Annotated in this window: 12 protein-coding genes; 2 read left to right on the top strand and 10 right to left on the bottom strand. The window is 55.2% G+C overall.

Going from position 1 to position 12,082, the window contains the following annotated elements:
* Positions 1-49: 49 nt before the first annotated feature.
* The 10 genes from PSAB_RS26545 to PSAB_RS07305 form a co-directional block, all read right to left on the bottom strand.
* Positions 50-148 carry a hypothetical protein gene (locus tag PSAB_RS26545; protein ID WP_420835631.1) on the bottom strand — a complete coding sequence of 33 codons (99 nt, stop codon included), beginning with the start codon at positions 146-148 and terminating at the stop codon, positions 50-52.
* 86 nt (positions 149-234) lie between these two features.
* A complete protein-coding gene (locus PSAB_RS07345) occupies positions 235-1,779 on the bottom strand; it encodes an HAL/PAL/TAL family ammonia-lyase (RefSeq protein ID WP_025333935.1) in 1,545 nt (514 codons plus the stop codon).
* Positions 1,772-2,878: a DUF917 domain-containing protein gene (locus PSAB_RS07340; protein WP_025333934.1), complete on the bottom strand. Its 1,107-nt coding sequence runs from the start codon at positions 2,876-2,878 to the stop codon at positions 1,772-1,774. Before PSAB_RS07340 ends, PSAB_RS07345 begins: the two co-directional genes overlap by 8 nt.
* 138 nt (positions 2,879-3,016) lie before the next feature.
* Positions 3,017-4,681 (bottom strand): urocanate hydratase, encoded by a 1,665-nt coding sequence (locus PSAB_RS07335; protein ID WP_025333933.1) that lies wholly within the window; start codon positions 4,679-4,681, stop codon positions 3,017-3,019.
* 21 nt (positions 4,682-4,702) lie between these two features.
* On the bottom strand, positions 4,703-5,638 hold the full coding sequence (locus tag PSAB_RS07330; protein WP_025333932.1) for a nucleoside hydrolase: 936 nt from the start codon (positions 5,636-5,638) through the stop codon (positions 4,703-4,705).
* A gap of 18 nt (positions 5,639-5,656) precedes the next feature.
* Positions 5,657-6,334, bottom strand: a complete 678-nt coding sequence (locus PSAB_RS07325) for an ABC transporter permease (RefSeq protein WP_038595654.1) — start codon at positions 6,332-6,334, stop codon at positions 5,657-5,659.
* Complete coding sequence (locus tag PSAB_RS07320) at positions 6,315-7,349, bottom strand: ABC transporter ATP-binding protein (protein ID WP_025333930.1); 1,035 nt, start codon at positions 7,347-7,349, stop codon at positions 6,315-6,317. The genes PSAB_RS07325 and PSAB_RS07320 overlap by 20 nt, the downstream gene beginning before the upstream one ends.
* Positions 7,350-7,447: 98 nt before the next feature.
* Positions 7,448-8,380 (bottom strand): glycine betaine ABC transporter substrate-binding protein, encoded by a 933-nt coding sequence (locus PSAB_RS07315; RefSeq protein ID WP_025333929.1) that lies wholly within the window; start codon positions 8,378-8,380, stop codon positions 7,448-7,450.
* A gap of 50 nt (positions 8,381-8,430) precedes the next feature.
* Positions 8,431-9,072: an ABC transporter permease gene (locus PSAB_RS07310; RefSeq protein ID WP_025333928.1), complete on the bottom strand. Its 642-nt coding sequence runs from the start codon at positions 9,070-9,072 to the stop codon at positions 8,431-8,433.
* Between the two features lie 373 nt (positions 9,073-9,445).
* Positions 9,446-10,186: an IclR family transcriptional regulator gene (locus PSAB_RS07305; protein WP_025333927.1), complete on the bottom strand. Its 741-nt coding sequence runs from the start codon at positions 10,184-10,186 to the stop codon at positions 9,446-9,448.
* A 328-nt stretch (positions 10,187-10,514) separates the two neighbouring features.
* Between PSAB_RS07305 and PSAB_RS07300 the strand changes: the two genes are divergently transcribed.
* Positions 10,515-11,102 carry a TetR/AcrR family transcriptional regulator gene (locus PSAB_RS07300; protein WP_025333926.1) on the top strand — a complete coding sequence of 196 codons (588 nt, stop codon included), beginning with the start codon at positions 10,515-10,517 and terminating at the stop codon, positions 11,100-11,102.
* Between the two features lie 220 nt (positions 11,103-11,322).
* Positions 11,323-12,072: a 3-oxoacyl-ACP reductase family protein gene (locus tag PSAB_RS07295; protein ID WP_025333925.1), complete on the top strand. Its 750-nt coding sequence runs from the start codon at positions 11,323-11,325 to the stop codon at positions 12,070-12,072.
* The last annotated feature ends 10 nt before the right edge of the window (positions 12,073-12,082 follow it).

Below are 12,082 nucleotides of genomic sequence, written 5' to 3'. Positions count from 1 at the left end.
TAATAAAAACAAACCCATCGTATCTCCTTATGGAGTTACGGTGGGTCAGCTAAATCGTTATTAAGGGTAAACCAAACTCTTCCTGAACAAAGTTCATATCACGATCTCTGGATACAAGACCAAGCTGATGTTCTAAAGAAGTGGCGATAATAATCGCATCCGGTGTTTTAAGCTTACGGCCTTGTTGATCTTTGTTCTCTTCTTATGTCGCCAGCAAGCCGTGCAATAGGGGAGCTACTCGCGTACCGCCTGCCGTACCGCTTCCAGCCACTCCCCTTCCTTAATCAGCCGGTACGCCGCCTCAATATCAATCGTCTGGCAGCGGTCGGCATCCAGAAACGGCACGGCGGAGCGGAGCAGCCAGTACGCTGCCTCCGTTCCCCGTCCCAGCTTAACCCCGCCGCGCAGGTCGATGGCCTGCGCGGCGTGAATGGCTTCAATCGCCAGCATATAGGTCAGCCGGTCAATGATCTCCCTTGTCTTGGAGACGACAAACGGCGCGTTGGTCCCGTGGTCCTCGATATCTCCCGCCAGCGACATATAATCGGTGGAGGCCGGGTTGCTCAGATGGCGGATTTCCGCATCCAGCGAAGAGGCCGTCTTCTGGACGGTGCCGAAGCCGATTGAGCGTTCCGCATCCGGCGTCAGAAAACGGCTGAGGCCGGTAAAGGCCGGATCGCCCAGCTTGAGGATGCGGTAGCAGGAGCTTTTGGCGACATGATGCAGGGCGCTGCCCAGCATCTCGAAGCCGAGCGTCCAGACCACGGGATCAAAATTGGCGCAGGATAATATGCGCCGCTCTTCCGCCAGCACGCACGGATTGTCGTCCGTGCTGTTCAGATGAATCTCCAGCAGCTCCCGGGTATAGGCAAGCGCGTCACGGGCGGCGCCGTGGATCTGACAGGCATCACGGAAGCTGAGCGGGTCCTGCAGGGAGTCCGGATTATACGCCTCCCACAGGCCGCTGCCGGCAAGGTTCTTGCGGACATTCGCCGCGCTTGCAAGCTGCCCCCGGAATGGGCGCTTACCGTGAACGGCTTCGTCCAGCGGGCTGACATTGCCGCGAATCGCCTCCAGCGACAGGGCGTACACCGCATCGGCAGCTTCCAGCAATCCGGCCAGATCATGCAGCGCCAGCGCGCCGTTCCCGGCGGAGAGCGCATTGGAGCTGACGATGGCCAGCCCGTCCTTGGGCCCCAGCAGCAGCGGAGCCAGTCCAAGCTCCGTCAGCGCCTGCTTGGCCGGTAGGCGGCGTCCGCCAAGCTGCGCCTCCCCTTCCCCGATCATCGCCAGACCCAGGTGGGCGATCAGGGTGATATCCGCGGCGCCCACCGAACCGCGCAGCGGCAGAACGGGGTGAAGCCCCAGATTGAGGAAATCGGCGTAGCGCGCGGCGATTTCCGGCTGCGAGCCGGTGGCCCCGGCGAGCAGGCCGTTCAGCCGGGCGAGCATCGCCGCCCGCACCACCTCTTCCGGGGCTTCAGGCTTGATTCCCGCGCTGTGGGACAGCAGCAGGCTGCGGTTGTAATCTTCATACAAGCCGGGAGAAATGACTTTGTCCTTATTCCAGCCCACGCCCCGGTTCAACCCGTATACGGGCAGTCCTTCTTCCGCCAGCTCGAAGATAACCTGCCGAGCCTTCTCCAGCCGTTCCCAGGCGCTCGGCGCGATTACAACCTTCCGGTTACCCCGGGCAACGCTGTCCACATCGGACACACTAAGACCGGTTCCGTCCAGCACCAGAGCGCCGACGGAGACCGGGCGGCTTCTCTCAGGCATGAACCTGCTTCTCCTTGCCGAAGGCGTAGCTCTGAAGGTCGATTCCCAGCACCGCTTCCACTTCGGGATAGACGCTCGGGTCCTTGACGCTGGAGCTAAGCGGAACATTCGATTGGTCAATGGCAAACACAGCAATCTCCTGCCCTTCCTTAAGATCCCCTACACTGACCGGACGGCCTGTGGCCAAATCGATGGTCGTAATGACATCAGGGAAGGTGGTCAGCCGTGTGCCCGACCGGTCGTCCACCGCCATATATTCGTTCATCACGTGCAGGGTCAGCGAACTCCCCGGAATTTCCACTTCAATGGTGCCGATATCAAAAGCGCCGGAATAGTGCACATTTTTCTTCGTCACTGTACCTTTGCCGACAATTCTGCCCTTAGTATGGCGCACGATCGTGTCAAGCACCGCCTCCGCGCCGTCCGGCTCGGCCGCAAGGATCGCCCGCCCCAGCTCAATCGCAATCGAGATGCCGCCCAGCGCGGCATGCTCCTTGATATATTTCGCCGGGAGCGGATGGCGCGCCGCGGCGATGAAGCCGCCGGCCATGTCCGACGCGGTGCGCAAAATGTTCGAAGTCCGCGCCGGGGTTCCTTTGACGACCAGCTCAATGTAGCTGCCCAGCTCCGGCTTGCCGCCGGCAACCGCCTGGACCGTCTCGTAATCAATGGACGAGGCGAGGCCGAGCGAGCCCATTTTGCCCGTGGGATGGGCTCGGATGTCCCCGGTGGCGTCCACAACGACAAGGCCGAGCGCGGCCGCAGGCAGCCAGCCGTTGATCGTGCTGGACATTCCGTTCTGCGGCGTCATGACCCCGGCAATTTTGCCGTCATAGTGGTCGATGACCAGCTGCACGGCTTTGATATAATCTTTGCCAAGCATTTGCCAGTCCCGGCCCGCAGGTGCGCCAATAGCTGTGCAGGTCAGAATAATGGCGTCTTCCGGCAGCTCATCGACCGACACCAGCTTCGGACGGCCCACGCTGAGCGCGGCGTGACCGATATCCAGACCGTGGTCCACCCAGCCGCCCCCGCCGCTGGCAAATACCGAACCGCCTCTAACCGCGGCGTTTACATCATCTCTCGTTAACTCTCTCATTTACCCCATTCTCCTTCTCCGGCAAGCCGGGCGCAGCGGTACGAAAGATCTTCCGCCTATTTCAAGCGCTTTTCCGGCTCGCCGCCGTTATTTTTTGCATCACGTATCATGTCGGCCAAATGTCAGCCGGTACAAATTTTAGTCCGCCACAATCTCCTCATGCCTGCGGGTATCGATTCTTGCGATTCCCTTGCGTTCCACCTCGTCCAGCGACTCCTCGTATCCGGCATCCGCATAGCGGAGCACGCCCAGACCGGTATCGTTATCGAGTGCGGTCCGCAGGCGCAGATCGCTCTCCTCCTTGCCATCGGCGACAATGGTAACGCCGGCGCTCGTCATGTACCCTGCATAGCCTCCGCCGCCTGAATGAATGGCCACCAGATCAGCCATGGAGGAGCAGTTCAGCATCGCGTTCAGCAGCGGCCAGTCGGCAATCGCGTCGCTGCCGTCCTTCATCCGTTCCGTCATGATGTTCGGGTGGGCCATGGCGGCCGCATCCAGATGGTCGCGCGAGAACGCTACCGGACCGCTCAGCTTGCCTTCACGAACCATGGCATTCACGGCCAGCGCCAGCCTGCTGCGATCGCGGTGGCCGAACCAGCCGATCCGGGCAGGCAGCCCTTCGACCGGTACGTGAATGTTCGCCAGCTTGATCCAGTTCGACACGATCTCGTTGTCACTGAATTCCCGCAAAATATATTCGTCGATCGTCCGGATGTCCTGCGGGTCGCCGCTGAGGGCGATCCAGCGGAACGGGCCGATGGCCCGGGCGAACAAGGGACGTAGGAAGGCTTCCGTGAAGATGTCGATGTCAAAAGCGTTAGCAATGCCGTACTTCACCGCCTGCGAACGGATGTTGTTGCCGTTATCGAAGACAACCGCGCCGCGCTCCTTGAATTCCAGCATCGCTCCGACTTCAGCCGCAATCGACGTTCCGGCGGCTTCCTGAAGTCCAGCCGGGTCCGTCTTGCGGGCCGCCGCCGCAGCGGCGGGGGTATAGCCGCTCGGAATATACCCGTAGAGCAGATCATGCGCGGAGGTCTGGTCCGTCACAATATCCGGCAGCACCCCGCTGGCCAGCAGCTCGGGGTACACGTCGGCGGCATTGCCAAGCAGGCCGACTGACAGCGCCTCTCCGCTACCTTTCGCCTCTTCGATCCAGGCCAGCGCTTCATCCAGGCTTGCGGTCTTGCGCTGCAAGTACCCCGCCGAAATGCGCTTGTCGATCCGTTCCTCCGCGACCTCCACGCATAAAATCGCTGCGCCCGCCATCGTTCCGGCCAGCGGCTGAGAACCGCCCATGCCGCCAAGGCCGGCGGTCAGAATGAAACGGCCCTGCAGGCTTCCGCCGAAATGCAGGCGGGCAATGCTCTGGAAGATTTCATACGTTCCCTGAATCACGCCCTGGGAACCGATGTACTGCCAGGCGGCTGCGGTCAGCCCTCCCCAGATGATCAGACCTTTGTCCTGCAATTCATAGAAGTTCTCACTGGTCGCCCATCGGCCCACCAGATTGCAGTTCGCCATTACAACGAGCGGAGCCTGGCGATGCGTGCGGAAGATTCCGATCGGTTTGCCCGATTGAATGACCAGCGTCTCGTCCTCTTCCAGATTCTTCAGCGTGTCCACAATGGCTCTGTAGGACGGCCAGTTCCGCGCCGCTTTGCCCAATGATGCATAGACAATCAGCTCCTTCTGGTTCTCGCCATTCTCCAGCACATTCTCCAGCATCCGCAGCAGCGCTTCCTGACGCCACCCCTTGCAGCGAAGCTCTCCTCCTCTTGCCGCCGTAATTCTGCTCACGGCTATCCCATCCTTTCTGTTTCAATCTCTCTCCGCGCTTAAAAATTTGCCTGTCATCCAGTCCCAGAACCGATTGCAGTCGATATCAACCGCAACGCTCACATTCGGTTCTTTCCCCGTAACATTGTTGAAGTCCGCGACAGTCATGCCGCGGGTTACCGTTCCTTCGGTCTCGACCGTCATCGCATACCGGTTCAGCGTAACGAGCCCGGGAACGACCAGGCTGGCCAAAGCGATGGCATCATGGACATTCGGCGGATCAAAGCCGAACTGCTCGCAGCGGCGCAGCATAAAGTCGAAAATCCGGGCCGCCAGGCCGGCAAATTTGTTGTCCAGCCGCTTGACAGTTTCCACAACCGCAAGCGGAAGCTGCGGCTTCAACGTCACATCCAGCCCGACCATCACCAGAGGAATGCCGGACTCGAACACGATTTTCCCGGCGTCCGGATCGACATACAGATTAAACTCGGAAGCCGGGGTCATGTTGCCGCCCCGGAGCGCGCCGCCCATTATCGTAATCCGTTTAATTAAGCGGACAATATCCGGGTAGCGAAGGATGGCCTCGGCAATATTGGTTAGCGGGCCGACGGCCACAATTTCAAGCTCGCCTTCCATGGCAGCGGCATGCTCATAGATCGTGTCAGCCGCATTCTTTCCGTAAAATGACCGGTTCGACTTCGGCACAGTCACATCCCCGAGTCCGGCCCGGCCATGACTGATCGCGGTATGCAGCTCCTTGGCAAGCGGCTGCGCCGCTCCGACCGCAACAGGAATGTCAAAGCCAAGATAATCCACAATATTAAGAGTATTGCTGCTCGTAAGATCGACTCCAACATTTCCGGCGACGGCGGTGAATGCTTTGATATCCAGCACCTCCGTGCTCATCAGCGCGCAGATAATGGCAATGGCATCGTCCGTGCCGGTATCGACATCCATGATTAAAGGAATTTTGTTCATGAGAATCTGCTCCCGGCTTTACGCCGCCTCCGTTTTTGGCAAATACTGTTCGCCGCGCGCCCGTTTCATCGCCCGTTTTTCAAAGAACAGAAGAATCCGGTTGGCAATCAGTGACAGCGCAAAGGCCAGAATCGTTCCCCATATGATCTTGTATGCAAAATTCATGCGGAGACCGTCAAACAGCAGCGTACCCAGACCTCCCGCTCCAATCATGGCCGCGATGGTCGCCATCCCGATAGCGGAAATGACCGCCAGCCTGAGGCCGCCGAGCAAGGCAGGCATGGCAAGCGGCAGCTGCACTTTGAAGAATAGCTGCGAAGCGCTGAGCCCCATCCCTCGCCCCGCTTCCAGCAAGAACGGATCGACCGATCTGAAACCTGCGAGAATATTTCTCACCAAAATAAATTGGGTATAGACGACCAGCACGGTAACGGCTGTTGGAATGCCGAGCCCGAGAAGCGGGATCAGGATCGCAAAGAAGGCCAGGCTCGGAATGGCGTACAGCGCTCCCAGCACAGCCAGTACAATCGTTGCCAGCTTGTGCGAACGATAGAGAGCAAGGCTGAGCGGCATGGCGATCAGGATTGAAATAAGCAGCACAAGCGTAACGATTTGCAGGTGCTCAAGCGTCATCTCGAGCATTTTGTCACCATATTTGACGAAGTAGGCCAGAAAATCAGCGATGGATTGGAGCATGAATGTTCACCTTCTCACCGTTTCGGCTTGGGTTGCCCGTCTGCACCCTGTCGGCTTGTAATTGCAGCAGCCCGTTCAACTGATCCCACGCGATTTCACCAACTGGCTGACCGTCCGCATCCTTCACAATGATAGACTTCCTGCCGCTTTCAAAAAACTTGGACAGCACACTGTCGAGAAACTCTTCCTTGCCGATATAAATATCCGAATCATCCGGGTCCCTTGTTAAGGGCTGCACAGCGGTTTCTGCTTTCAGAATCTTGAGCCGGTTGATGATATTCTCGGAAGCTACCAATTGCGCCACAAATTCATTGGCAGGATGAAAAAGAATATTGTACGGCGTGTCAAACTGCTGGACTTTCCCCTGATCCATAATGATGACTTTGTTGCCGAGCTTAAAGGCTTCATGAATGTCATGGGTGACAAAAAGTATCGTTTTGTTCAGCTTTGTCTGAATGCGGATCAGTTCATCCTGCAAATTCTGTCTCGTGATCGCATCAATCGCGCCGAACGGCTCATCCATCAGCATGACCTGAGGATCGGCAGCCATGGCCCGCGCCAGCCCGATTCTCTGCTGCTGCCCGCCGGATAACTGTGAAGGATACCTCTTCCTGTAGCTCTCGCCCGGCAATCCAACCAGTTCCAGCAGCTCGTCCACGCGGGCATTGATTTTCTCCTTACTCCAGCGAAGAATTTTGGGCACGGTAGCAATGTTGTCCGCCACGGTCATATGAGGGAACAGCCCGATTTGCTGGATGACATAGCCGATTTTTCTCCGGTAGTCCTCTACCTTCAGCTTTTTAATATTTTCGCCATAGAAGCAGATATCGCCAGAAGTGCTCTCATAGATCCGGTTGACCATTTTTAACAGCGTGGTTTTCCCGGAGCCCGACGTTCCAAGTATCGTGACAAAATCGCCCTCATTAACGGTAAGACTGACACCGGAAACGGAGTCGGCCTCCGCATGGGGGAACCTTTTTCTTATATTTTTAAATTCAAGCGCTATCCTGCTCACCGAAGATCAACCCCTTTTCAACTGACAACCGCCAAGAAAAAATGAAAACCACTACCCGAAACGATACGTGGTTTTCATTTCCTATTGGGTTCGTAATCTTATTTGTCCGCTGCCGCTTTCACATCGGCTTTGATGGTCTCGAAATAGTCGCCCGCGACTTCTTCATACTCTTTTTTGTCGATATCGACGGCGGCGTTGAGCTTGATAATCGTTGGGTTGTCAAGCTTCGCCGACACGGCATTCAGAATGGTCGCCACCTTCGGCGAATCCTTTATGACGTTCTCTCTGACGACCGGCGCTACATAATAAGGAGGCCACAGATGTTTGTCATCATCCAGCACGACGAATTGCGGATCAACCAGCGAACCCTCTGTCGTGTAGGCTACGGCCAGATCGGCCTCGTCATTTTTAAGCACCTGATACTTGATGCCGTCGTCATAGACCTTTGAGGATTTGAAGTTGAACTCTCCGTATACTTTTTTCAGGCCGATCAGTCCATCCTCGCGTTGATCAAACGAACCGTTGGAGGCATATCTGATCTTGTCCGCATTCTTCTGCAGATCGGAAATCGTCTTGATGCCGTATTGATCTGAAGCTTTCTTGGTGATAACCAGACCTTGCGAGTCATTGATATTGGCCTGATCGAGCAGGTCGAGCTTGAACTTGTCTTTGTACTCGGCGGCAACCTTGTCGTACACTTCCTTGGCGTCAAACAATGCCGGTTCCTTCAAAATAACCGTTAACGCCGTTCCGGTATATTCCGGATATAAATCAATGCTGCCTTTCAGCAGCGCCTCGTGGGGCCCTTGCCCGCTGATGTTAAATTCTCTCTTCACCGAAAATCCGTTGTCTTCGAGCGCCTTTGCATAAATCTCGGCAAGAACCAGCGACTCCGTGAAATCTTTAGAGCCTACCGTAATGGCCGGGCCGCTTGCGCTTCCCTTGGAGCAGCCGGCGAGCGAGAGCAATGCAGAAAGGACGACAATGGCCAGTAGCGTAGTGGTGAATATGGACTTCTTGGATTTTTTCATATGGTTTCCTCTCCCCAACTAAAAATATTTATCAGTTCTACCGCCCAATCTCAGTTCAGCCACAAATGTCTCGTAAGTCTCTTCTGGGTAATGGCAAGAATGACGTCCGCCGCTATGGACAGGATCGCTACCGACACCCCCCCGACAAGTAAAATAGCTGTGCTTGGCACCTGGAGTCCGATGATGATCAGCTCCCCTAGACCGCCGGCGCCGATATAAGCGGCCAACGCTGCGCTCGCAATCACTTCCACCGCAGCCGTTCTTATTCCCGTGATAATCATGGGAAAAGCAAGCGGAAATTCAACCGTGAACAGAATCCTGCGCGGGCTCATCCCCATCCCTCTGGCCGCCTCGATAACCGAAGGATTGATCCCCGTGAAGCCAATGCTCGTGTTGATTAAAATCGCCGGAAAAGCAAGCAGCGTCAACGCAAATATGGCGGGAGCCAGCCCTGTTCCGAGCACCGGCATCATCACGACGAGAACGGCGAGGCTCGGAATCAGACGAAAAATGTTAAACAGTCCCTGGACCGGCTGGGACAGCTTTAAAAACTTGGCGCACAGTACCCCGAGTGGAACAGCGATCAATATGCCAATGGTTACAACCGCAAGACTGATGCCGATGTGCGTCAGTACGGCTTTAAGATAGACGTCGTGATTCTTGGACAGATATTCGAGCATCTGATCAATCAATCCGGGTCACCGCCTTCAAAAAAAAATGGCAAAAGCAAATGATGCCGTTTGCCGCGTGATGTTGGAGCGTCGACATCGCCCGGTTCCCAGGATTTTCACAAGAAGAGGCAGAATGGATTTCATAGCCGTGGAACACCTCACAAATATGTAGTATTCAAATCAATATAATATGAATTAGGGTGAAGATAAATCACAAACACCATGAGATGCTTGTGATAAGCGCCAGAAAATTTCGGCTTGATACGAATGATTCATCCATAATCAAGGATTATTTATTAACATGTGATAATCAAATTCCACATTTCAATATTATTATTCATTACATCATTTTGTCAACTATTAATTCTAGTGTTTTCGTCGGAATTTAAAAAAATTAATGTGCAGCCCCCATCCGCCGCGACAACTCGGCCGCAGCCTGCTTCACCGCTTCAATGATTACCCCTTCCCGCTCCGGGCTGCAGCGGAAGCTTGGACCGGCCACGGACAGACTGGCTACCGCATGGGCGTGACCGTCCGTAATCGGGGCGGCGACGGCGAATACATCGGGATCTACCTCGCCTTTGGTGATGATATATTGGTGAGCCCGGGCCGCTTCCAGCTCCGCTTCCAGGCGCGCTCTGTCCTCTGCATCCTCAATGGTCTGAAAAATCCGCTGAGCGACCTTGTCGCTCTCAAAAGCAAGGATACATTTGCCTGAAGCGCCCAAATGCAGCGGCAGAATCCGTCCATTCTCGATGGAGAACTGGATCAGGCTGTTGCTTTTGACATTCTGGATGCACACGGCATTATTGCCGGTCCGCACGAACAGCACCGACGTTTCCTGCACCTTCTCCGTCAGCTCCTCCATAATCGGCAGAGCCAGGGGCAGCAGGTCCCGCTGAAACTGCAGGTTGAGGCTTCTTGCCAGATCCAGAATCCGCAGCCCCAACGCGATCCGGCTTCTCCCCCTTCTCTCCACGATGCCGTTCTGCTCCAGCGTCTGGAGAAACCGGTACGTGCTGCTCTCCGGTATCGAGACCTTCTCGGCAATCTCGCTGACCGTAAGCGTATCGCCGGCTTCCGCCAAGGCGAACAGAATATCCAGCGCGCGGCTGAGCGTTTGTGTTCCGTTCATTTTCTGCACCTTCCAACGACTCCTCTATTGTCCATTGCAATCATATCTCGCGAATTTGAAAAAAAGACCTCCCGCATCCGGAGGCCGCTATAAAAGTCCGTTAAACCGGACAGGTACGATCTGAACCAATTACATAATCATAATAACCTGAACGAGATTTGTATACACCTGACGGGATTTCTGATTAAAAAATTGGGATACTTGACACCAAGCTTGCCGAGTGATATTTTTCATATATGTACCGAACGTTTCAAAATAATAAGCGGGATCAATCCCCATCCAATCGAAGGAGGGGTGTTTGATTTGCATACACATAGGAGGAATTCATATGGCTACAGGACGGCCGCGCACCTTCGATAATACCGAGGCACTGGAGCGTGCGCTTCAGGTGTTTTGGGAAAAAGGTTATGAAGGCGCCTCCCTTTCCGATTTGACCGAAGCGATGAAGATTAACCGGTCAAGTCTCTATGCCACTTTTGGCAGCAAGGAACAACTATTCAACCAGGCGCTTGACCTTTATTTTGAAGGTCCACCGAAGCTGACAAGCGCAGCTTTTAACGAGCCGACAGCCCGCGCCGTTGTTGACAAACTCTTGAATGTTACTGCCGATTCGGTGACAAATCCTTCTACTCCGAAGGGTTGTTTGACCATTCGTGGAGCCATCGCTTGCGGAGAAGACGCGGACGTGATTCGTCAAGAGCTTACATCGCGCCGGGTGGGGACGGAAATGGCTTTGCGCCATCGGTTTGAACAAGCGAAGTCCGTCGGTGACCTGCCAGCTGGCTCTAATCCGGCGGCGCTTGCCCGTTATATCATGACCGTCACCGAAGGCATGTCCATTCGGGCTGCAGATGGCTCAACCCGTGACGAATTACAGGATGTGATTGATCTTGCCATGCAAGCTTGGCCATCGTAAGACGCCCCCCTTTTTCCTCGCTTATATCTACAACGCGACATTCATCATCGGAACATGCCCCTATCGAACAATCGATAGGGCTTCATGTCCCCTTGATGAATGTTTTTTATTTTTTCACTTTTTTTATTTTTCCTATTGACAACCTAATCAAATCAAGTTTATATTTAGCACATAGTTTTGAACCAATCGTTTCAAAACAAAAACTTAGGAGGTTTTTATAATGACAACAACAAATTCGTTATCCGGAAAAGTGGCACTGGTAACCGGAGGGTCCCGAGGCATTGGGGCCGCCATCGTAAAACGGCTTGCAAACGACGGCGCGACGGTAGCTTTCACCTACGCAAGCGCACAGCAAAAAGCGGAAGAATTGGTAAAAGAAATTGAAGCATCCGGCGGGCGCGCACTGGCACTTCGCGCTGACAGCGGAGACGCTGACGCTGTGAAAGGCGCGGTTGCCGAAACGGAAAAAGCTTTCGGCGGCATTCACATTCTGGTTAACAATGCCGGACTCGCAAACCTGAAGCCCTATGATCAATTCGCTATCGAAGAATTCGACCGCATGGTTGCCGTCAACGTCCGCGCCGTGTTCGCGGCGGTACAGGCAGCAGCGCCTCAAATGGGCGAAGGCGGACGCATCGTCAATATCGGCAGCATCAACGCCGACTTCAATCCGTTCCCGGACAACAGCCTCTATGTAATGTCGAAGGCTGCTGTCGCCGGACTTACCCGCGGCCTTGCCCGTGACCTTGCTCCGCTCGGCATTACCGTCAATAACGTGCAGCCCGGACCGACCGACACCGATATGAATCCGGCCGACGGTCCTTACGCCCCGGTTGTCTCGGGCATGATTCCGGTCGGCCGTTACGGTACGGGAGCAGAAATCGCCGACATGGTAGCGTATCTTGCCACTCCGGGAGCCGCTTTTGTGACCGGTGCAACCATTAATGTGGACGGCGGAACTACAGTCTAATTCTTGGTCC

This window comes from Paenibacillus sabinae T27, assembly GCF_000612505.1.
GTDB lineage: Bacteria > Bacillota > Bacilli > Paenibacillales > Paenibacillaceae > Paenibacillus_AQ > Paenibacillus_AQ sabinae.
The sequence above is the reverse complement of the archived record's forward strand: the minus strand, read 5'-3'. Positions and strand labels throughout refer to the sequence as shown.

Coding starts and splice junctions, on each gene's coding strand:
- PSAB_RS07325 (WP_038595654.1), bottom strand. CDS start 6,334: ATGCTCCAATCCATCGCTGATTTTCTGGCCTACTTCGTCAAATATGGT.
- PSAB_RS07330 (WP_025333932.1), bottom strand. CDS start 5,638: ATGAACAAAATTCCTTTAATCATGGATGTCGATACCGGCACGGACGAT.
- PSAB_RS07345 (WP_025333935.1), bottom strand. CDS start 1,779: ATGCCTGAGAGAAGCCGCCCGGTCTCCGTCGGCGCTCTGGTGCTGGAC.
- PSAB_RS07305 (WP_025333927.1), bottom strand. CDS start 10,186: ATGAACGGAACACAAACGCTCAGCCGCGCGCTGGATATTCTGTTCGCC.
- PSAB_RS07340 (WP_025333934.1), bottom strand. CDS start 2,878: ATGAGAGAGTTAACGAGAGATGATGTAAACGCCGCGGTTAGAGGCGGT.
- PSAB_RS07295 (WP_025333925.1), top strand. CDS start 11,323: ATGACAACAACAAATTCGTTATCCGGAAAAGTGGCACTGGTAACCGGA.
- PSAB_RS07300 (WP_025333926.1), top strand. CDS start 10,515: ATGGCTACAGGACGGCCGCGCACCTTCGATAATACCGAGGCACTGGAG.
- PSAB_RS07315 (WP_025333929.1), bottom strand. CDS start 8,380: ATGAAAAAATCCAAGAAGTCCATATTCACCACTACGCTACTGGCCATT.